Below are 19,821 nucleotides of genomic sequence, written 5' to 3'. Positions count from 1 at the left end.
CCTGAAAATCATGAAGGCATGGTTTATGTGGTCATGATTCGGTTGATGCTGAGGCGGTTAACAAACAACCGACGAACGAGGAACTTGAAACCTGCTTAACCAGCATTTACAAACACTTTCTAAAGTTATAAATAGTGAATGCTGTGTATCTCATCTTCAGGTGAAAAAGTAGGAGAGTGGCGATGTATCAGTCAATAGCAGGCATTGTTTAGCAAAACGCTAAGCAATGCCCTATTCTAACCTCACCTATCCGATCGCACCGGCAGCGGTGTGTCTAGAATCTCCATCAGCAGGTCCAGACGAGAAGGACGGGTCAACAGCGGCACAAGGTTGGGCAAGCTGTAGTAGTCTCCTGCGAAGGTAAACGTCTCTACAGGTGCCTGCTGTCCCTTTAGTTGACTCTCTAGCCAGTTGCAGTAACCGCCCACACGAACAATCACTACATTGGGCATGATTGTCAACTCCCGGCAGTAGGTCTTGTAAACCTCACCGAAGTAGGGAGCCGCGTTCTCACCTTCGTCTGTGACGATGATGATCTGATCCACAATTTGCCGCTGCTTCCGCATGGCCTCCAGAGGCGCACCGATGCTGGTACCACCCCCAGCCTTGATGTGCTGGAATGCCCGCTCCCAGTCGGTCAACTCCTTGCCCTGAGCAGTGACAGGATAGGGAATGTTATCGAAGGCGTAAACAAACAGGTCTGCCTGGGTAATGCCAGAGATTAGGGCAGCCAGTCGCTTCCCCAACTTGATCGCATTCTCCATCGAACCCGACTTGTCCACGAGCAATGCAGTGAGACGGGTAATCACACCACGCCGCTTCACCTGCTCATTCGTCACCTTCTCCAGCCGGGCAACGGTGTCTTCATCAAGATCCGCTGCATCGGCGGCAACCTGAGCTTTGAATGCCGCAACTCGCGCACTCTTCGATGCCTCGTCCAGCTTGCCATCAATCAACGCCTTCACCTCTGGGTGATCCATTGCCCCTCTTGCCTTGAGCGACTTGAGGTTGTTGATCACTTCCTGCGGGGTCATGCTGTTGATTAATGCCACCAGAACTGTGGGAGTCAGTTGCTTGATCGCACCAATGGTGATCGTGTAAGGCAACTTAAACTCCACAATCAACCGTGCTTGTTCTGCCGCACTTTCAGCCTTAGCCAACTGCTTCAGCACCTCTGCCAGCGAACCCACCGGAGGCTGATCGCGAAACAAGATAGCATTTGCCCGCTCATCAGGCTTAATGTGCAGCGAAGCATACAGGTGCTTCATTGCCTTGCGTCCCCGTAGAGCGGCGCGATCGAACAGGGCAGAGTTGCTTTCCCGCACCTTCAAATACCGCTGCACAGCAGTGCGAGCAGAACGAGGTAACTTGTTGCGGTGCTGCTTCATGAAGTCTACGACATGAGCCACCTGATAAGGCGGAAACTCTTGCAGCATAACGAAGCCAGCATCACGATGTTCTACCAAGTCGCTGGTCAGCAGGTGAGCGACGAACACTTCCTTGTGATCGCGCACATCGCCATTGCGCTGATACCAGACTGCCAGATGTCCGTAAAAGATAGGATCAAGTTCGACGATCAGTTGGTGGATTTCTGTCACTTGCTCCAGCTTGCGGTGAGGTGTGGTGAGCAAGCTGTTGAGCATTTCCAGACGCAAATCGCGTTCAGTGTTGTTCATGAGAACCTCCTCGAAGAATTTTGGATTGTGGATTTGCGATTTTGGATTGCAATCTAAAATCCAAAATCTAAAATCCAAAATTGAAGGAGGCAGGTGTTGCACGCAACGGTGAAGCGTCACCGCGCAAGTTACAGAAGCTTGGCTGAAGGGTGTTATCCCTCCAGTTTTGCCTGCTATCGGTCTCAGGCTTGCAGCGTATCTCTCCAGATACGCACCATGATTTGGTGAAGAGTATGTAAGCTTCTGCGATTGGGGCGCGGCAACAACTGCCAGTAAAAGTGAAAATGGGTGAGGCTATTGCCTAAAAGTAGTGGCTGCGTAGACGACCGTCATATCTGCCACTGTTACGGCAACATCGTTTGAAAGGAACGTCCAGAACCACAGGGACGCAAATCGTTGTTACCCAGCTTTTCTTGTAGTTCTTTATCCCCGTGAATGATGCGATGTCCTCGTTTGACGGCGGTTTCTGATGGGTACCCTCGACGACGTTTGCTAGAGGGTTCAAAAGCAGAACAACTGTAGGTCGTTGAGGTCTTCCAAATCGTTATCTAGATTGGTGTTATAAGAATTATTTTGCTTCATTGTCCTGACCTCCAGTTCTGTTGAAAAAATCACTTCGTGCAAGGTAAAAAAGTGGTTTTGTCATACACAGGATTTGAACCTGTAGTAGCTTGATTCTGAGTCAAGTGCCTTTTCCATTCGGCGAGTATGTAAGCTTTTTGGGTCAGGGCACGAAGTGCAAATTGAATTTGCGATTCCGCACAAGTTAGAAAAGCGGTTGATACATTCAGATGCTCTACTGATTGAGCTATCACCCCAACCGGAGTAAGCAGGAGTCGCACCTGCAACCTTCTGATCCCTAAGTATGTAAGCTTTTCAAGTCAGGGTGCGGAATTGAGCGACTAACCGTAAACCGCTTCAGGGCGAATGATCAAGTCACCACTCGGACGACGATCGATCACATAAGCAGAAAGCCGATTGGTATTGATATCCAGATGTCTGGAAACTTGTTCTTTGACGGCGACATCACTCATGCCTGTGGTAATTCCCAATTGAGTTTCTGTGATATCAAGCGATCGCCCTTCAAATCGAATGTGTACCATCTCTATCACCTCCTGTATCTCAGATCAACAACAAGCGGAAGGTGGAGGAATCGAACCCCTAGGTATTACCCCACCCCGGTTTTCGAGGCCGGTTGCCGTCCATTCAGCGGCACCTCCCATTTGGGGTGACTGACGAGAGTCAAACTCGCTAACACTGGTGTCACAGACCAGCCCCTCTACCACTTCGGGTTCAGTCACAGTGGAGCTAAGGGGACTTGAACCCCTAACCTCCTGTTTGTAAAACAGGCGCTCTAGCCAGTTGAGCTATGGTCCCATTTGGTGGATCTGATCGGAATCGAACCGATCGCCTCCCGATGAGAGTTGCACTCATCCCTCGTACAAGTTCACAAAGCTGTTTTTGCTTCTTAACAGGAAGTTAGTATGTAAGCTTTGCAGATTGGGGTACAAGGTGGTTTAGGCGCTCTGCCACTAGAGCTACAGACCCAGGTTTGGTGGATTCTGGTCGGAGTTGAACCGACATCTTTCTGCTTGCAAGGCAGACGCTTTCCCAGTTAAGCTACAGACCCGTATGGCAGGAGTGGTAGGAATTGAACCTACACCAGTCGATTTAGAAGATCGATGCCCATCCATTAGGCGGCACTCCCACAAGTTGGTAGTCCCGGCAGGATTTGAACCTGCAACCCTCTGTTTGTAAGACAGATGCTCCACCCTTGAGCTACAGGACTACGAGAGCGAACGGCGAGACTCGAACTCGCATCTGAAGCTTGGCGTGCTTCGGTGTTTGCCCTTACACCACATTCGCGTTTGGTATGGACAGTGGGACTCGAACCCACACCAAGAGGTTGGAAGCCTCACATGCTACCGCTACACCATGTCCACATTCTGGGGCTGGTGACAGGATTTGAACCTGCAACCGACTGTTTACAAGACAGTTGCTCTACCGTTGAGCCACACCAGCATTCGGTGACGGAGGTGAGAATTGCACTCACTGATTTGAAGGGTATGAACCTTCCGAGCCACTGTTGCTCCATCTCCGCATACCTCTGACAGGATTTGAACCTGCACCAATCCCGGTTTAAGCGGGCTACGTCTGCCAGTTGCGTCACAGGGGTAAGTTTGGTGGGCTATGTAGGATTTGAACCTACGCTCTTCCGCTTAAGAGGCGGCTGCTTTACCACTTAGCTAATAGCCCATTTGTGAATTGCTCAACTTAAAGTTGAACATGGGTCGCCCAGGGGTTGAACCTGGATCTCTCCGCTTAAAAGGCGGCTGCATATCCGCTCTGCCAACGACCCAAGGGATTTTAGATTTTAGATTTTGGATTTTAGATTTAGTGCTTCAATCCAAAATCTAAAATCTAAAATCCAAAATTCAGTACACCGAGCAGGAGTCGAACCTGCTAATAACACGCTTATCGGGCGTGCGCGTCCACCACTTCCGCCTTCGGTGCTTGGTACTCCTGGTGGGAATCGAACCCACAAAACCTAGATCCTCGGTCTAGAGCGTCTTCCCTTCCGCCACAGGAGCATCAGTACCCTTGGTGGGAGTCGAACCCACAAAATCTGGTCTCTGAAGCCAGCACGTCTGCCAGTTCCGTTACAAGGGCAAATGGTCGGGATGGTAGGATTTGAACCCACGACTCCTTGGTCCCAAACCAAGGCTTCTGACCGCTGAATTACATCCCGATGCTTGGTACTGCTGGTGGGATTTGAACCCACAACCTCTGGCTTCTAAGACCAGCACCTCTTCCGGTTGGGCTACAGCAGCATTGTTGGTACTCCTGGCGAGAGTCGAACCCGCACATTGACTGGTTTTGAGACAGCCGCCTCTTCCAATTGGGCTACAGGAGTGAGAGATGGGAGGAATACAGAGGATTGACCCAGGCGACTGTTTACCTCCCAACTGCCCTGCCAGGATTTGAACCTGGAATCTTCGCTTTCAAAGAGCGGGATGTTGCCAGTTACACCACAGGGCATTGGATGCAGGAGTTGGGGTCGAACCAACCTCTCTCTGATTCAGAGTCAGAGCGACTTGCCAATCGTTCATCCTGCAATGAATGGCTGCCCCGGCAGGGATTGAACCTGCGACCGTTCGCTTAACAGGCGACCGCTACTGCCACTGAGCTACGGGGCAATGAGTGGGAAGTGACAGGATCGAACTGCCTTCTCGCCGTCTTCAGCGGCACGTGAGCACCAGCTTCACCAACTTCCCACAAGCGGAGAGCAGAGGAATCGAACCCCTAGCCCAAGGACTACCCTGGTTTTCAAGACCAGTTGCCGACCATTCAGCGGTGCCCTCCATGATTGGCGAGAACGGAAGGAGTTGAACCTTCACTCTACGGCTACGCCGCGCTACGCGAACGGTTTCGTAGACCGACGTGTTCATCCAGTTACACCACGTCCTCACGCAGCGGAGAGCAGTGGACTCGAACCACAATTGTTCATCCATCTGTTTAGCAAACAGCGCCGATCGCCTGATCGATTTACTCTCCATACTGTTGTCAATCAAACCGTTGGTAGGTCGGGCAGGAGTCGCACCTGCAACGCAAGAAGCGGCTGTTTTACAGACAGTTGCCCACGCTGATAGGCGAGCCGACCCATGTTGAATTTGGCAGTGCAGACGGGACTTGAACCCGTTAATCACATGCTTGAAAGACGTGCCGCTCGACCACTTCGCTTCTGCACCATGTATGCCGTGCAAGTTGAAAAAGCTGTTGTTCACACACAGGATTTGAACCTGCAATGGACTGTTTATGAGACAGTTGCCTTACCATTAGGCGAGTATGTAAGCTTCTTCGATTAGGGCACGACAACGCACAGACGAGGATTTGAACCTCGAACAACGGTTTTGGAGACCGCGATGTTGCCGTTACACCATCTGTGCATTGTGGTCGCAGTGGTGGGAGTTGAACCCACATATCCTCGGTTATGAGCCGAGTACCTTAGCCATTAGGTGACACTGCAATAATTGGACTCCAGGGCAGGAATCGAACCCACGAATAGTCGGTTTTGCAGACCAACGCCTTCCCACTTGGCGACCTGGAGCTTTGGTGGAAACGTGGGGAATTGTAGGCTTTGCCTTCCCAGAGGGTACCCCAATCCTGCAACCGTCCGTTTGTTGGTTTCGGAGCAAGTGACACCAATCCGTTCCCACGAGCGAGGATGACAGGGTTTGTAGCTTGCTTCCGCGAAGCGGTACCTGTGACCACTTGTCTCGGAAATAAGCACTCTGTCCATCTGAGCTACATCCTCATTGGGAGCCTTGATGGGAGTTGCACCCGCTTCTTTCTGGCTGAGAACCAGAGCGACTTCTCTATTCGTCCACAAGGCTGCACGGGGATGATGGGATTTGAACCCACGATCTTTCGCTCGACAGGCGACTGCTTTGAGCCACTAAGCTACACCCCCAAGGTGGCGATTCAGTTTTCAAGGTTCAAGTTTGCTGATAAATCAGCAGGAATTAGAAGAAGCAATGCCGTTCCAGGTAATAGACTTGCTGGATGTTCTGTCGCTTTTGTTTGTACTGAGTGAAAGATGAGTTTCCCTGATCTGATGAGTCGTCTTGAAGTGGCACGGAAGTGCCAGAAACATGAGTGGGTAAGAACTCTAAGAACTTCAAGAGACCATTGCTTCTAGTAAGGGAATGAGTGTTCATTGGATTCGCTCCTCTGTGTGTCAGCTCGTACTACAAACATAATACAACATACTACAAAGCGTCAAGGGGGCGCTACAACTTTTTTTGAAACGGGAGAGAATGACTGTCAGAAAATCCTTGTATCGCTCTCTCCCACTGAATTTGATCCCTAAGCTGGAGAGGAAATGTAGACTTCGCTCATCTGCCACAGTTTGTAGATGAAACGCTCAATCCGACCACTCATCACGGTCAAAAACATCCCCTCGTGAGCTTCTTTGCTTTCAGCCACTCAGCAACCACTCAGGTTGACTTCTACCGAAGCATCATCAACCGAGAAGATCGTTGCGTTGGGGTTGTACTCCCGTTGCAATGCCGCTTCCAACTCTTCAAGTTCGGGTAAATCCGCAGGTAATAAAAAGGAGGCATGACCGGGTTCGACATACAGCGTTTGTCCTAACCGCATCGCTATGAGGACTCGCTGGGCAATCAACCGTTCGGGGTTGGTCATGGTTCGCTCCATAAACAACCCAATGTCGGTGTAGTTCAGCTTCAACATCGGTCGTGCCTCCTTTCTGGGTTTGAGGTCAGGGTTCAATGGGCTGCTGGTCTTTCCAAAACTGCTCAGCAAAGACGATCGCTGGATGCATCGGTGCTTTGGGTTTGGTTCTCAGTACCATTCCGGTTTCATGTAAGAGGCGATCGCCTTTACTGGAATTGCATTTCTCACAGGCGGTCACCACGTTGTCCCAGGTATGGGTTCCGCCTTTTGAGCGGGGAATAATGTGATCCAGCGTCAAATGCTTGGTACTGCCGCAGTACTGACAGGTGTGGTTGTCGCGGCGGAAGACTTCCCGCCGATTGACTGGAGGTACTTTCCAGTGCCGCTCTGGATTGCCGCTGGTCAACCGGATGTGATCTGGGATTTGTAGTACGACGCTGGGAGAGCGGACTTCCCATTGCTGAGTGCTGCTGAACTCTAGAGTCTCTGCCTGTCCCGTGACGAGCAAAACGATCGCCCGTTTAAGGTTGATTCGCGCCAGGGGCAAGTAGTTCTTAGAGAACACCACGACCTGTTTCTGGAGTATGGGAATTTTCTGTCGCTGTTCGGTCTGCATCAGTTTTCTCCTCAAAAAATAACCCCCGCCTCTGACGACCAGGAGCGGGGGTTGGGGAAGTGGATATGGCTTTCCCTATGTCGGTGTCAGGGTTGCCCTGCACCTCCCGCTGCTAGTGGATTGATCCGGATTGAGTCGTCCGGCGATGTTGCTATCAATGCCTTCGCTGACGGCTTTACCGCCGCTAACCTGATACGTTCCCTCGCACGCAAACAGCACCGCTGCTCTGCCTAGACCGTGTTGAGGTCGGCATTGCATGGCGCTGGCTAAAGTGGCGTGAAGGATGCGTATCATGGAAGGCTGTAGTATTTGTATTACAAGTCCAAATGTCTACATACTACACTTGTAGTATTAGATTGTCCACTCTTGATTGAAATTTAGGATGTTCGGTTATGGATACATGCAAACGGGGTAGCACTTCGGAAATGCAGGTCACGAGTATTCGATTGGAACCTGAACTGAAGGAGCAATTGCGGGAGATTTCCGGTGAACAGGGCTATCAAACCCTGATTCGAGAAGTGCTTTGGCAGTTTGTGGAGCAGCAGCTAGTGCCTGATGGGGAACGATCTCGCGTGGTTAGACAGGGGCGATCGCCCTCTCATCCCCCTCTGTTATCTATGTCGGATATTCGAGCGACGTTTAGGGCAGTCTCTCAACAAGAAGAGCAATGTGCCATTACAGGGCAGCGTATTCAACCACAGCAAGAGATGCTGTTAGGGTTAACAACAAACGGGGAGATTATTGCTCTCAGTATGGCGATCGCTTCATAGTGCTTCCAGTAATGGGCATCGATCCGAGATACGTGTAAAAAATTATCATATAGGCATCAAAGCTTTGGTGGATAGGGTGTGCGGCGACCGAAATGAAAGCATTGACTATTTGCTGGGCAGGCAGCTATTCGGTTATTTGTAGCGCTGAAGCTCAGATGAGCAGATTCCTCTGGTGGTAGCCAAGGAATTCAAGGTGGGCTGCTTCAATCACCCCGACTAAGCAGTCGGTTAGTCTAGAAAGCTTCACATTTAATGTGTTAGCCTCAGCAAAGTCCTCAATTAAACATGAATCCTTGCCGATAATATCGGCGCTAGCAACCATGTCATATCCATCTAAACCCTCTGCTGAGCCTTGTGTAACGACCTTCGATGAGTTTGTGCACTTGGCGGATTATTCTCTGATGGATACCTTAAATGCCGATCCTGATGCCACGGTCGATGGTGATGATCACCGGCCCCGCCAGGTTTTTTCGGGTCATTTCGTACCTGTGACACCCATGCCGCTTGCAGACCCAGAATATGTAGCTCATAGCCGAACTTTTTTTAAGGAACTTGGGTTGAGCGATGAGCTGGCGTTTAATGAAAAATTTCGCCGTGTCTTTTCTGGTGATCTCTCTGCTGCCCATGAGCCGATGCGTCAGGTGGGTTGGGCGACGGGTTATGCCCTGTCGATTTATGGCACCGAGTATACTCAAAATTGTCCATTCGGTACGGGTAATGGTTATGGCGATGGTCGAGCGATATCTGTATTTGAAGGAATCATCAATGGACAGCGCTGGGAAATGCAATTGAAAGGGGGTGGCCCAACGCCTTATTGCCGGGGTGGCGACGGGCGCGCTGTCCTCCGGTCAAGTGTGCGCGAGTTTCTAGCGCAAGACTATATGCAAGCGTTAGGTGTGCCAACATCGCGCTCTTTGACACTGTATGTTTCTAAATCTGAGACTGTTACCCGGCCTTGGTATTCTCAAGACTCCTACTCGATTGACCCTGATGTTTTGGTGGACAATCCTGTGGCCATTTCAACTCGCGTTGCCCCATCCTTTTTGCGCGTTGGTCAGCTAGAGTTATTTGCCCGCCGCACTCGCAGCAATGCTCATCCAAAAGCATTAGAAGAGTTGAGCATGATAGTGTCGCACTTAATTGAGCGAGAGTACAAAAGCGACATTAATCAAAGCCTTGGTTTTGCCCATCAATTAGTTGAGTTGGCTAAGCTATTTCGCCAGCGTCTCACTTCACTGGTGGCTAATTGGCTACGGGTTGGTTATTGCCAGGGTAATTTTAACAGTGACAACTGCACTGCTGGAGGCTTTACCCTAGACTATGGACCCTTTGGATTTTGTGAAAAATTTGACCCTTGGTTTCAACCTTGGACTGGTGGCGGTGAGCACTTTTCATTCTTCAATCAGCCCATCGCAGCAGAAGCAAATTATTACATGTTTTGGAAAGCAGTGAGACTGCTACTTACAGAAGATGCTGAAGCGTTAGAACAGTTCGACGAAGTAGGCCGCGGCTTTTCAGAAGTCATGCAAAAACAAATCCAAAAAATGTGGGCGGACAAACTTGGCTTGACTGAATATCACCCAAAGCTATTTGAAAAATTAATGCAGTTAATGACTGACTCAGAGGTAGATTACACCATTTTCTTCCGCGAGTTATCTCATATACCAAATGATATCTCAGCCTTGAAAAAAAGCTTCTACATTAAAACTTCACCACAACTCGATGAACAATGGCAATCTTGGCTAAAAAGCTGGCGCGACCTCGTCATTAACGACGGCAATTTGGCTGAGATATCAACAAGGATGAAACAGACGAACCCAAAATACACATGGCGAGAGTGGTTGATTGCCCCTGCCTACCAACAAGCCATGCAGGGTGACTATACTTTAGTTGAAGAGTTGCAAGAAGTCCTTAGCTATCCATATGACGAGCAATCACAAGACGTAGAAGATAAATACTATCGTCTAAGACCTAAGGCGTTTTTTAACACGGGTGGCGTGTCGCACTATAGCTGTTCATCTTGAATAGCTGCAAGAGTTAACCAAAGGCGAAGAACCCCTGGCAGAGGTGGTACCTCCTGCTCTTTTCCCTTAACTATTCGATAGCCTAAAACCTCTTTGCCGTCTTCATATTCAGTAAATAAATCAATTAGTGTGGAGTCAATCTGAAGAACCTCGTTACTCCACCTTGCTTGAAGTGCCTTGCCGTCGCGTGTATTGACGATACAGCGATCGCCTTGACCTGAACTGCGTGCTCCTTCAGCAAGTTTTTTTTGCTGAATCAAGGGCTTCAAAATGCGATATGCGGTTGAATACGAAACAACTTCCTTCCCTTCGTGGTTGTGAAATGCTTCGCTATCCAGGTCATCCAACACAGCCTGAATAGTTTTAATCTGACCGTTCTTATTTCCTTCTTCCCAAATTCTAATAATTTCTGGTTTCCAGTACTCAGTCAGTTGGTCCTTACCTCTAGACTGTTTCTTTGGAAATTCTTTTCTCTCACAGAAATTCTTCACCCCCGTTGAAAAGTCCGTTCAGGAGTTCCTAAGTACCGAATGGCTTCCCACTTCCTATCTCGATAAGTAGAGCGATCGGGCGAATCAGCAACCCATTGGATGATCCAAGGTTGCAAATCATCTTTACTAGCTTCACAGGTACCCTGAGCTACAAGATGTCGCACAAACTCGTCAATGTCTGAGCTAAAGCTGCTTTCATCCAATAGCACAGCGTCATCAGGGCATTCCGGGAGTGCGGGTAAGGGAGTATCGCTCATAGCTACAAAACACGGTTCAGCCCAATAGAGTTCCTTGAAAAATTATCAGTACTCTACCAGATTAAAATTTTTCGCGCCACCAATTTGACAACGCTGACAAAGCTTCTTTTAAGCTCCACTTTGCCTGATGGGTCAAGCAGCACGATCGCGGTATCGCCAGAATACTGGCCAGTTGCCGTAGCCCGAAGTGCCCCGTGAATGAATTGGGTGAGGGCAACCTCCAGGGCAACTTTAGATGAAATGCACTCAGTCTGGTGCATCAGCGTTGGGGGTGTAAGAGTTGTAACCATTTTTATGGATTCGTCTCTATCAATTCTGGAACCAGCATCGCTGATTTGGAAGGTTGCATACTTCCCGCGATTGTAGGGATTCTGTTATCGATCGATTCACCCGATTGGATGAGTCGATCCACTGAGACGAATTAGGGGAAGTCGAACCTGGAGCAAAAATTTAAGCTTCAGTCATGGTCACATTTTGAACGAAACAATTGCATTCATTGCCTACATACCATGACAACTCAACAACAAACAACCTTGCCATGCCGCTCTCGAAGTCCACCCAGGTTCTTGGCACCCATTTAGATTATTTCATTGACTGCTTTCGGTACATCTGAATTTACTATTTTAGGAGCTAATGATGAGTTTGACTGCATTATTCACAAAAATAAGCCTGATTGGCCTCACGCTGGCTTTACCCATATTTAGTTTCACTTCTATTGCTCAAGCAAGTCATTGTCGTGCGATCGCACATGGCTGGGACGGTTCAGTAGCAGTGCGTTCCCACCCCCGAATAACATCTTCAACTTGATCACTAGCATCCCAAATGGAAACCAACTTGATGTGATTGGACGACGCGGAAGATGGTTAAAAGTTTATGCACCAGACAATCATTGGGACACAAGTTTTCAAACGGGATGGGTGAAGAAAAAGAAACGCGCCGCACCTGCTCTAGAGACGATCTCTCCTAGAATTCCGGGTCTTCTTTACCTCCTCTTCCCTCTCTCCCACCTCTCCCGCCTCTTGGGGAGTATGATTATGACTACTAAATTAGGGCTGTCTCATAATGAGGTAATACTCGGAGATTGATTGAGAGACAATGAACACATTCCAAATTAGAACTCCTCGCTTAGAGGGCATTGCTCTTTATCCTGAGTTGGCAAGAGCCGCTGTAGACGATCGAGATAAACTGGCTCAACTGCTCAACGCTCAAGTTCCTGCTGAATTTCCGCCAGACATTATGTTGGATGTGATGGAGCTTTTTGCTCAGAAGCTGGAAGCTGATCCAAATTTGATGGGCTGGTGGGGCTGGTATTTCGTATTGAATCCATCCCCTGAGCATCGTCTTCTCATTGGTACGGCTGGGTTCACTGGCTATCCCGATCAAAATGGGATTTTATTGATGGGATATTCTATCGTCCAACCGTTTGAAGGACGGGGTTACACTACCGAAGCAGTTGCTGGCTTGCTACGTTGGGCATTTGAGCACCCTCAAGTGACCTGTGTAACGGCTGAGACTTTCCCAAATCATGTTGCCTCGATTCGAGTTATGGAGAAAAACAACATGACTCTGCTTGGTGCAGGAAGTGAAGAAGGAACAGTAAAATATGGTATTCATCGAAATGACTGCAAAACCATTTGCTGAAGCTCTTGTCGGTGGGCAGGTCATATCGTGTAATGACATCCTCCCCAAACCAGCGAAACTGATAGATTGGTGGCGTGGCCTGTACCCGTGCCTTTGCGACAGCGTGATACTTTTCGGACTTAACTAGCGTGTAAACAGCTTATTAGCTAGTTGCCTCTTGCCCTTGAGCCACTCAACGCAATCGCCACAATTCCCTCAATTACCTGCAATCGATCAACAACATGATGAATGAACAGGGGCAACTGCTGGTTCATAGTGTTCCGTCCCATCGCTTGTTCTAAACAACAATTGAGTGAACTGAAGCAAAGCATTATTTCCAGAATTAGCTTTACTTCAAGTCAAGGAGCTGTTGGTGCTAAACCCATCATCCGCCAGTATCGCTCTCGCACTATCAGCATTCTATTTGCGGAGGGAGCCATTGATTTAGATATCCCTCAAGACCTGAAGATCCTTTCATCGCTTGCTTAAGACCCTACTGGGGGATTCCAAGAAAATAGGGCTGAAGCATGATGGATGAAGCCCAACGAGAAATTATCTCAGCGGAAGCACTACATCGTACTGCTCAACATATTTAGAATTTGGAAATGATGACTGAAATAATGCACACAACTTGGAATCCCACCGAACAAATTCTCCGCACTCGCATTTCTGGTGTACTGAATCAGGAGCAGGTTGAAGCATGGGAGCAAAGTCTGGAGCAAATGAGTCGGCAGATTCCCAAACACCTCAACTTTACGATGCTGGTTGACATTCAAGGCTACGAAGTGAGTGAACAAGACAAAGCCGTTCATCAACAGCAGCGAGTCGTCATCCCGACGTTTTTAGCAAGACATGGGTTTGAAGTTGGATTTTTTCGACTCTTTGAAGTTCAAAATACTATTCCTCCGAGTCCTGATCGCGCCCGTTGTGTTGCAGTAGCTCATGTTCATCATGATTGCAACAAAATGGCGCTCTACAATCAAAATCTTGGACGATCGAATGAACGTTTCTTTTGCCAACTCTCGGAAGCTGAAGCATGGCTTGGTGAAGGAATTTTTTGAATTGACCGATGAATTTACCCACCTTTGAAGATCACGTTGTTCTAGTGACAGGGGGTTAGTTCAGGTATTGGACGATCGACTGTATTGCAAGACCCAATTAGCCTAGCTCTATCAGTTGCATGCGGATTAGCACGATGTAAAGCAGCAACGAAAGTAGTCACGGTAGAGTTTGCATCGAGGAATCACTGTATTACCCAACAATCGAACCAGCCCCATACTGTCCAGTTTGAAGGCTTGCTCAGAGGGCAGTCGTATGGGGGTCTCCTGTAAAACAACGTCCCGAAACACTTGCAGCAGAGAGGGGTTGCGTTCAAGATTGCTGAGGTGGCGACGGAGGTGATCAGTATAGATGCCGCCTGTAAACGAGATCTCTTGCAGCAGATGATCAAAGCTCAGAGCCTGGTGAGCGATCGCATACAGCGCCAGTCGCACCAAAAATGGATGTCCTCCAACGAGTTCCATTAAGGCTTGGATAGCCTCCTGAGAGAAGGAAAGACCATAACGCTGCACCAACTCTTCAACCTGAGATACCGTGAACTCTGGTAACTCGATCGGTAGCCCGACGTTAAACGGGGATTTGTTGATGTCGAGCGGAATATAGACCTCTGTAGAATGCACCACTATCAGACGAATATTCTTCCAGGTTTCTCGCCGTTTTGCCTCTTCGTGGAGAGCACGCAATAAACCAAAAAAATCATCGGCAATTTCGAGGTTCGCAAAGACGCGATCGACTTCATCCAATCCCAGAGCCAGGGGAGTAGAGAGAGACGGCAGCACATACTGCTCAAAGTAGGCTTTGCAGCATTGGTTACTCCCAATGACGGGAGCAAGTTGCCAGTGGCTTGCCAGCTGGTCGGGGTCAAGCAGTCCTAATTCTAAACTGACGCTCGCGCAGAACCACTGAAGAAACGTATCGGAGTTGGTCAGGCTACGCTGGTTGGCAAGCTGAAAGCTCAAGGGAATTGCTCGTGCTCCTTGCTGTTTTGCTTGCTGGAGAATGCGAGCCATTAAGGAGGTTTTACCCATTTGACGGGGGGCTTTAATCCGAATGAGCGCGCCAGGTTGAGCGATCGCCTCGTAACACAATGTCTCGATCGGGGGTCGCTGAATGTAAAACCGCGATTCAAGATCGATTTGCCCACCGGGAATTTCAGGAGCTGCACTGGGGAGAGGTGAAAGAGGTGCTTGGTTAGTAGGCGTGGTCAGTTGTCTCCAGGATGTGGCGAGTTCATGGTTGGTTGGAAGAGTCATCCGTCGCTGTTGCAAAACCTCTAACAGAGCGGATGATAATCGGGTAGATGCCTCAGACAGATGCCATTGCCACGGTTGGCTGTCCTGCAAATAACCCAATAGATCAAATGAAAAGGGCTGCATCCACGGTAAGTTGAGCAGAATCGGCAAAATTGCAGGCTGATACCTTCTCGTTTGCATCTCCCTGGCAAGCTGAACGTTTGCTAGAGTTGCTTCGCTAGCAATGGATTGTTCTGTTAACAGCAATAGCCAGTAATCTGAGGATTGCAAATTTTCGGCGGCTAGCAGAGGGGCAGAGGGGGTTACTACGCGATGCCGAGTTTGGGCAAAAGTTTGCTGAAGCTGTGTGATCAATTGAGCACAGCTTGCGTCACCGCTAATCAAAAGGGTTACAGCACCGTCCTGTTCGTTTGATTTTGCCTGAGCTTGGTCTGCTGGCAGTTCTGCGTCTAGATCGGCAAGGTCGCGCCAATCCTGTCCCAATGCCTGACAGAGTTCCACAAAATTAACGAAATCCACCGGCTTGCCACGAAGAAAATGGCTGACCGTTGATTGGGCAATTTCAAGCTGCTCGGCGAGAAATCGCTGGCTGGGAAACCCGTTTCGCAACAAGGATAGCTTTATGTCAGTAATACAGGACTGACGAAGTTTGAGCGATCGCGGCATGGTCGGGGCAAAAGGGAGAACAAAACAGATTCTCAGCGTGTTGACGATTTCAATTATGACGAATGAAATAAACTCCGATAGTATAGCCGCCACTACCCCATTTCGGATGGCACTCAGGACAGTAAGGTTTTCCTTCTCAAATGGTTTGACGATCGCTGTCGTAGTGCAAGGTAGGAGCCAAAGTCGATAAAGTCGATGAAAACTCGATTGCAACGTGAAGTTCTCCTGCCTGAACTCACTGCCCCCTCAACTTTCATAGGAGATGACCACAGATTCCTAGAATCTATTTCCCTCATTTCTCGTCTAACTCGCTATGACAGCATATCCTAACCAAACGAGCACTCCCTATTACCAAGTCGGCGGCACTTTACCCGAACAGGCTCCTACCTATGTCAGGCGGCAGGCTGATCTCGATTTGTATGAGGGGCTGAGAGCAGGCGAATTCTGCTATGTGTTGAACTCGCGCCAGATGGGGAAGTCCAGCCTTCAAGTGCAGGTGATGAATCGCTTGCAGACGGAGGGAATTGCCTGTGTCGCAATCGATATTTCCGATATTGGTAGTCAAGTGTCTCTGGAGCAGTGGTACGGCGGCGTTGCCTACAAGCTAGTGAGCCAGTTGGGACTGTTTAATGCTGCGGAGTTTATGAACTGGTGGCGCGATCGCAGTTCTCTCTCTCCGATGCAGCGACTCAGCCAATTGATTGAAGAGATTTTGTTAAAACAGTCTCAGTCGATCGTAGTTTTCATTGATGAGATTGACAGCGTTCTCAGTTTTCGAGACTCGCTAGATGATTTTTTTGTTCTGATTCGTGCCTGCTACAACAAACGAGCACACCATCGTGCCTATCGTCGACTGACCTTTGCACTGCTAGGTGTGGCAACTCCTGGTGATTTGATTAGCGATGTCAATCGCACGCCTTTTAACATTGGTCGAGCGATCGATTTGTATGGCTTTGTTGAACACGAAGCCCAAGTTTTAGCGGCGGGATTTACAGGGGTTGTGCCTGATGCTCAAACCACATTGCGTGAGGTTCTGCAATGGACAGGGGGACAGCCATTTCTCACGCAAAAGGTCTGTCAATTAATTGTTCAAGAATGGAGTCACGAACAGACTGGACAGCATTGCATGACTCATTCTGTTGATGTCCTGATCCAGACGCGAGTGATCGATCGCTGGGAAGCACAGGACTACCCCGAACACTTAAAAACGATTCGCGATCGTCTGCTTCGGAATGAGCAGCGGGCAGGACGATTGTTAGGACTTTATCAGCAGATTTTGCTGCCTCCCGGTCAATCTATTCCTGCCAATGATTCGCCGGAGCAGATGGCGTTAAAGCTGTCGGGTTTGGTGGTGCAGCGTCAGGGCAAATTGTGGATTGCCAATCGGATTTACGCAACGGTGTTTAATGCTGCCTGGGTCAGTGAACAGCTAGACAAATTGCGAATTTACAATGAGGCGATCGCTGCCTGGCTAAATTCCGATCGCCAGGATGACTCCCGCCTGCTGAGAGGACAAGCCTTGCGTGAGGCGTTAGATTGGTCGGCAGGTAAGAGTTTAAGCGACGAGGACTACCAGTTTTTAGCAGCAAGTCAGGTCGTTGAAAACCACACGATTCAACTGGAGAAACTGGAAGCTCAGGTTGGTTGGGATATTGAGAAACAGGAGAAGGAGAGCATTGCCAGAGCCAATCAAATTCTGACTCAGGCAAATCAAACGGCGAAACGGCGAATTCGGATCGGAGCAGTGGTGCTGGTTGCTTCGATTGTGGGAGCGGCGATCGCGGCTTTGTTTGCCCAGAGTGCCCTGCAAAAACAGCAGATTGCTCTGACAGGCACACGCCTGGAACGGCAGGGAATGACCGTTTTACGACAGCTTGAAACCTCTGAACTGGATGCTCTGGTTTTTGCCATGAAGGCTGGGCAGGCGCTAAACCAGTTGGTGAAGGGCGATCGTCCCTGGTCTGAGTATCCAGCGATTAGCCCCGTTCGAGCGCTGCATCAGGTCTTGAGCCAGATTCGCGAACAAAATCGAGTAACTGGATTTCCGGCTAACCTGGGGGCGGTGAAATTTAGTCCTGATGGAGAACTCGTTGCGATCGCTTCTGCATCTCCCTCTGCAGGAGTTCATGCCGCAGCCCAACTCTGGACAACGCAGGGAAAGCAGATTGCAACGCTGGGCGATCACGGTGGCACAGAATTGGAGATGGCGTTTAGCCCAAATGGGCAATTGCTTGCAACCTCCGGCTTTGATGGCAAAATTCGCCTGTGGAATCGGCAGGGCGATTACCCCGAAGGGGGAACTGCTTTGCATCGCCTGCGAGAATTTCAACACCCTCAAAAGCGTCCGATCTTCGATCTAGCCTATAGTCCTGATAATGAACGGTTAGCGGCAGCTAGCGTTGAAACTGTTGATGTTTGGTCATCCCAAGGACGCTACCAGTTTAAGCTGGAGGGATTTGAGGGCAATGTTCATGCTGTGCAGTTTAGCCCGAATGGGCGATATTTAGCGGCGATCGATGAGCGGGGTAATGTAAAAATTGCGTTCCGCAGCGGTCAAACTTTAGCTAGCTTTAGAGCCTCTCCTCACTTGAAGATGCAGTGGAGTCCCAATAATCAGCATCTACTAACAGTTGGAACGGATGGTATTGCTCAGGTGTGGACATTGAAAGGCGATCGGTTTGGTGAAATCAAAATTCCGGGCAATGGCAATGTCGCACATTCACCGATCGCAGATGCTGAATTCCTCTCGAGCAACGAAATTGTAGCGATCACAATTAATGGAGATGTAACCTACTGGACACCTGAGGGAAAACAACAAACTCCCAGGGTTCCTGGTAACCGTTCCAAATCCCAAACCATTACGCCAGTGGAAGCGAATTTACATCTCAGCCCCCAGGGGAATCACCTTATTTTTAGCGATTTCTCTGGCGTGATTTACCTCGGGCAACAGCTTAAAGCGGTTAAGCCAATCGTCTCAACGATGCAAGGACAGGGCAGAATTCTCAACGCCTGGTTTTCTCCAGAGGGTAATCGTCTGCTCACGTTTTCGAGCGCTGGAACGATTCAGGAATGGAACCTGCAATCGTTCAACTACTACCCACTACAGGGAACTTCGTCTGACTTTATGCCATCCACCGATGTTAATGGAGCAGCCGATCGCGTGATTGGTATCAGTGCCGAGGGCAAAGCCCAACTCTGGGATACCGCAGGACGGGGACTAACAACACTCGATACCTCCGGACAATCCTACCTGCAAACACAATTCAGCCAGGATGGGCAGGTGATTGCGATCGCCGGACAGGAAGGGCTGATCCGCCTGTGGAATCCGCAGGGACAACTGCTGCAAGAACTGAAGGGTCGCCTTCCCTACGTGAGTTCCCTTGCCCTCAGCCAGGATGGCAGCCATATCGCCGCTGCGACTACCGACAATCAGATTCATCTCTGGAATCGTGAGGGAAAGGTGCTGCTACAAACTCGGCTCTCTTCTACGTCATCGATTAACGCACTGCGGATTAACCCCAATGCAGAATGGATTGCAGTAGGACAAGCCGATGGCACCGGCTCTCTGACAATCTGGTCTTCCGATGGGCAAAGACAAGCAAGCCTCAAAGCTCACGATCAAGCTCTGATCGCGATGCAATTTAGCCCAGATAATCAACACCTGGTTACGACTGGTTTAGAAGGAACAATCAAAATTTGGACAGTTCAAGGACAGCTTGTTAAAACACTAGAACAAACCCAACCCGATGCCTACTCGATCGAATTCAGCCCTGATGGAGAATACTTTGTCACCACGGGAATGAACGGCAATATCAAAGTCTGGAGCCGCCAGGGACAACTCCTGAGCGATTTTACAGGACACACCAACTCTATCTTTAGAATCGCATTTAGCCCCGATCGCCGCAGCTTTGCCACCCTAGCCAACACCGAGTTGCGATTGTGGACATTGGATGGACAATTGCTGAGCGATATGAGCGTTTCAGAGGGAACACACAACATCAGCTTCAGCAAAGATGGTCAAACAATCTTCACTGTTGGAAATAACAATACGATTCATCACTGGCAAATGCCTGAATTATCAAATCTATTGAAGCAGGGCTGCAATTGGTTATCTCTCTATTTCGTCCATCATCCAGACTTGCGCCATACACTTCAATGTCCTTCCTAAATCTGAAAGTCATTCTGGAGTTAAT

General features: G+C 49.2%; 16 protein-coding genes and 31 tRNA genes. 5 read left to right on the top strand and 42 right to left on the bottom strand.

Annotated features, from left to right (window positions below):
* Window positions 1-242 precede the first annotated feature (242 nt).
* The 37 genes from H6F86_RS01450 to H6F86_RS01270 form a co-directional block, all read right to left on the bottom strand.
* Window positions 243-1,676, bottom strand: coding sequence for a hypothetical protein (locus tag H6F86_RS01450; protein ID WP_190446330.1), 1,434 nt, complete (start codon window positions 1,674-1,676; stop codon window positions 243-245).
* 640 nt (window positions 1,677-2,316) lie between these two features.
* Window positions 2,317-2,387: transfer RNA gene (locus H6F86_RS01445), tRNA-Leu, on the bottom strand.
* A gap of 191 nt (window positions 2,388-2,578) precedes the next feature.
* Entirely contained in the window at window positions 2,579-2,779 is a 201-nt protein-coding gene (locus tag H6F86_RS01440; protein WP_190446329.1) for a hypothetical protein, read from the bottom strand.
* 121 nt (window positions 2,780-2,900) lie between these two features.
* Window positions 2,901-2,977 (bottom strand) — tRNA-His (locus H6F86_RS01435).
* A 2-nt stretch (window positions 2,978-2,979) separates the two neighbouring features.
* Window positions 2,980-3,053, bottom strand: a tRNA-Val gene (locus H6F86_RS01430).
* Window positions 3,054-3,229: 176 nt separating this feature from the next.
* Window positions 3,230-3,306 (bottom strand) — tRNA-Ala (locus H6F86_RS01425).
* Between the two features lie 3 nt (window positions 3,307-3,309).
* Window positions 3,310-3,384: transfer RNA gene (locus H6F86_RS01420), tRNA-Arg, on the bottom strand.
* A 6-nt stretch (window positions 3,385-3,390) separates the two neighbouring features.
* A tRNA-Val gene (locus tag H6F86_RS01415) sits at window positions 3,391-3,465 on the bottom strand.
* Between the two features lie 5 nt (window positions 3,466-3,470).
* Window positions 3,471-3,542 (bottom strand) — tRNA-Gly (locus H6F86_RS01410).
* A 3-nt stretch (window positions 3,543-3,545) separates the two neighbouring features.
* Window positions 3,546-3,619: transfer RNA gene (locus H6F86_RS01405), tRNA-Gly, on the bottom strand.
* A gap of 4 nt (window positions 3,620-3,623) precedes the next feature.
* Window positions 3,624-3,698, bottom strand: a tRNA-Thr gene (locus H6F86_RS01400).
* A gap of 80 nt (window positions 3,699-3,778) precedes the next feature.
* Window positions 3,779-3,852, bottom strand: a tRNA-Leu gene (locus H6F86_RS01395).
* Between the two features lie 5 nt (window positions 3,853-3,857).
* Window positions 3,858-3,932: transfer RNA gene (locus H6F86_RS01390), tRNA-Lys, on the bottom strand.
* Between the two features lie 31 nt (window positions 3,933-3,963).
* Window positions 3,964-4,035 (bottom strand) — tRNA-Lys (locus H6F86_RS01385).
* Between the two features lie 80 nt (window positions 4,036-4,115).
* A tRNA-Ile gene (locus H6F86_RS01380) sits at window positions 4,116-4,190 on the bottom strand.
* A gap of 1 nt (window position 4,191) precedes the next feature.
* Window positions 4,192-4,267: transfer RNA gene (locus tag H6F86_RS01375), tRNA-Leu, on the bottom strand.
* A 5-nt stretch (window positions 4,268-4,272) separates the two neighbouring features.
* A tRNA-Leu gene (locus H6F86_RS01370) sits at window positions 4,273-4,346 on the bottom strand.
* A gap of 3 nt (window positions 4,347-4,349) precedes the next feature.
* Window positions 4,350-4,425, bottom strand: a tRNA-Pro gene (locus H6F86_RS01365).
* A 5-nt stretch (window positions 4,426-4,430) separates the two neighbouring features.
* Window positions 4,431-4,507 (bottom strand) — tRNA-Leu (locus tag H6F86_RS01360).
* A gap of 135 nt (window positions 4,508-4,642) precedes the next feature.
* A tRNA-Gln gene (locus H6F86_RS01355) sits at window positions 4,643-4,715 on the bottom strand.
* A gap of 1 nt (window position 4,716) precedes the next feature.
* Window positions 4,717-4,792 (bottom strand) — tRNA-Gln (locus H6F86_RS01350).
* Between the two features lie 5 nt (window positions 4,793-4,797).
* A tRNA-Asn gene (locus H6F86_RS01345) sits at window positions 4,798-4,873 on the bottom strand.
* A 5-nt stretch (window positions 4,874-4,878) separates the two neighbouring features.
* Window positions 4,879-4,951, bottom strand: a tRNA-Phe gene (locus H6F86_RS01340).
* A 5-nt stretch (window positions 4,952-4,956) separates the two neighbouring features.
* Window positions 4,957-5,039 (bottom strand) — tRNA-OTHER (locus tag H6F86_RS01335).
* Between the two features lie 5 nt (window positions 5,040-5,044).
* Window positions 5,045-5,144 (bottom strand) — tRNA-Arg (locus H6F86_RS01330).
* 109 nt (window positions 5,145-5,253) lie between these two features.
* Window positions 5,254-5,338: transfer RNA gene (locus H6F86_RS01325), tRNA-Tyr, on the bottom strand.
* 10 nt (window positions 5,339-5,348) lie between these two features.
* Window positions 5,349-5,425: transfer RNA gene (locus H6F86_RS01320), tRNA-Glu, on the bottom strand.
* A gap of 32 nt (window positions 5,426-5,457) precedes the next feature.
* Window positions 5,458-5,522: transfer RNA gene (locus H6F86_RS01315), tRNA-Met, on the bottom strand.
* A 30-nt stretch (window positions 5,523-5,552) separates the two neighbouring features.
* A tRNA-Trp gene (locus tag H6F86_RS01310) sits at window positions 5,553-5,623 on the bottom strand.
* 4 nt (window positions 5,624-5,627) lie between these two features.
* A tRNA-Ile gene (locus H6F86_RS01305) sits at window positions 5,628-5,703 on the bottom strand.
* Window positions 5,704-5,708: 5 nt separating this feature from the next.
* Window positions 5,709-5,784 (bottom strand) — tRNA-Cys (locus H6F86_RS01300).
* 112 nt (window positions 5,785-5,896) lie between these two features.
* A tRNA-Arg gene (locus H6F86_RS01295) sits at window positions 5,897-5,991 on the bottom strand.
* An 82-nt stretch (window positions 5,992-6,073) separates the two neighbouring features.
* Window positions 6,074-6,147: transfer RNA gene (locus H6F86_RS01290), tRNA-Asp, on the bottom strand.
* A 52-nt stretch (window positions 6,148-6,199) separates the two neighbouring features.
* On the bottom strand, window positions 6,200-6,394 hold the full coding sequence (locus H6F86_RS01285) for a hypothetical protein (RefSeq protein ID WP_190446328.1): 195 nt from the start codon (window positions 6,392-6,394) through the stop codon (window positions 6,200-6,202).
* A 268-nt stretch (window positions 6,395-6,662) separates the two neighbouring features.
* Window positions 6,663-6,929 carry an alr0857 family protein gene (locus tag H6F86_RS01280; protein WP_190446327.1) on the bottom strand — a complete coding sequence of 89 codons (267 nt, stop codon included), beginning with the start codon at window positions 6,927-6,929 and terminating at the stop codon, window positions 6,663-6,665.
* A 28-nt stretch (window positions 6,930-6,957) separates the two neighbouring features.
* Window positions 6,958-7,488, bottom strand: coding sequence for an HNH endonuclease (locus H6F86_RS01275; protein ID WP_190446326.1), 531 nt, complete (start codon window positions 7,486-7,488; stop codon window positions 6,958-6,960).
* A 75-nt stretch (window positions 7,489-7,563) separates the two neighbouring features.
* Window positions 7,564-7,746, bottom strand: a complete 183-nt coding sequence (locus H6F86_RS01270) for a hypothetical protein (protein WP_206755996.1) — start codon at window positions 7,744-7,746, stop codon at window positions 7,564-7,566.
* Between the two features lie 134 nt (window positions 7,747-7,880).
* Between H6F86_RS01270 and H6F86_RS01265 the strand changes: the two genes are divergently transcribed.
* A complete protein-coding gene (locus tag H6F86_RS01265; RefSeq protein ID WP_190446324.1) occupies window positions 7,881-8,258 on the top strand; it encodes a hypothetical protein in 378 nt (125 codons plus the stop codon).
* Between the two features lie 320 nt (window positions 8,259-8,578).
* Entirely contained in the window at window positions 8,579-10,282 is a 1,704-nt protein-coding gene (locus tag H6F86_RS01260; protein WP_190446323.1) for a protein adenylyltransferase SelO family protein, read from the top strand.
* Here the strand turns inward: H6F86_RS01260 and H6F86_RS01255 are convergent.
* From H6F86_RS01255 to H6F86_RS01245, 3 genes are read right to left on the bottom strand one after another with little or no spacing between them, the layout of a single operon-like run.
* Window positions 10,264-10,773: a hypothetical protein gene (locus H6F86_RS01255; RefSeq protein ID WP_190446322.1), complete on the bottom strand. Its 510-nt coding sequence runs from the start codon at window positions 10,771-10,773 to the stop codon at window positions 10,264-10,266. The genes H6F86_RS01260 and H6F86_RS01255 overlap by 19 nt on opposite strands.
* Window positions 10,770-11,030 carry a hypothetical protein gene (locus H6F86_RS01250; protein WP_190446321.1) on the bottom strand — a complete coding sequence of 87 codons (261 nt, stop codon included), beginning with the start codon at window positions 11,028-11,030 and terminating at the stop codon, window positions 10,770-10,772. Before H6F86_RS01250 ends, H6F86_RS01255 begins: the two co-directional genes overlap by 4 nt.
* A 53-nt stretch (window positions 11,031-11,083) precedes the next feature.
* On the bottom strand, window positions 11,084-11,320 hold the full coding sequence (locus H6F86_RS01245) for a hypothetical protein (protein WP_190446320.1): 237 nt from the start codon (window positions 11,318-11,320) through the stop codon (window positions 11,084-11,086).
* Window positions 11,321-12,125: 805 nt separating this feature from the next.
* Between H6F86_RS01245 and H6F86_RS01240 the strand changes: the two genes are divergently transcribed.
* Window positions 12,126-12,671, top strand: coding sequence for a GNAT family N-acetyltransferase (locus H6F86_RS01240; RefSeq protein WP_190446319.1), 546 nt, complete (start codon window positions 12,126-12,128; stop codon window positions 12,669-12,671).
* A 146-nt stretch (window positions 12,672-12,817) separates the two neighbouring features.
* On the opposite strand, the gene H6F86_RS32680 is transcribed toward H6F86_RS01240, so the two are convergent.
* Window positions 12,818-12,940, bottom strand: a complete 123-nt coding sequence (locus tag H6F86_RS32680; RefSeq protein WP_277881629.1) for a hypothetical protein — start codon at window positions 12,938-12,940, stop codon at window positions 12,818-12,820.
* Between the two features lie 315 nt (window positions 12,941-13,255).
* On the opposite strand from H6F86_RS32680, the gene H6F86_RS01230 reads away from it, so the two are divergent.
* Window positions 13,256-13,711, top strand: a complete 456-nt coding sequence (locus H6F86_RS01230) for a hypothetical protein (RefSeq protein WP_190446318.1) — start codon at window positions 13,256-13,258, stop codon at window positions 13,709-13,711.
* Between the two features lie 126 nt (window positions 13,712-13,837).
* Here the strand turns inward: H6F86_RS01230 and H6F86_RS01225 are convergent, their stop codons facing one another.
* Window positions 13,838-15,841 (bottom strand): AAA-like domain-containing protein, encoded by a 2,004-nt coding sequence (locus H6F86_RS01225; RefSeq protein ID WP_347240062.1) that lies wholly within the window; start codon window positions 15,839-15,841, stop codon window positions 13,838-13,840.
* Window positions 15,842-15,941: 100 nt separating this feature from the next.
* On the opposite strand from H6F86_RS01225, the gene H6F86_RS01220 reads away from it, so the two are divergent.
* Window positions 15,942-19,796, top strand: coding sequence for an AAA-like domain-containing protein (locus tag H6F86_RS01220; protein WP_190446317.1), 3,855 nt, complete (start codon window positions 15,942-15,944; stop codon window positions 19,794-19,796).
* Window positions 19,797-19,821: the final 25 nt, after the last annotated feature.

The sequence above is a fragment of the Phormidium sp. FACHB-592 genome (assembly GCF_014695795.1).
Taxonomy (GTDB): Bacteria; Cyanobacteriota; Cyanobacteriia; order Leptolyngbyales; family Leptolyngbyaceae; genus Stenomitos.
The sequence above is the reverse complement of the archived record's forward strand: the minus strand, read 5'-3'. Positions and strand labels throughout refer to the sequence as shown.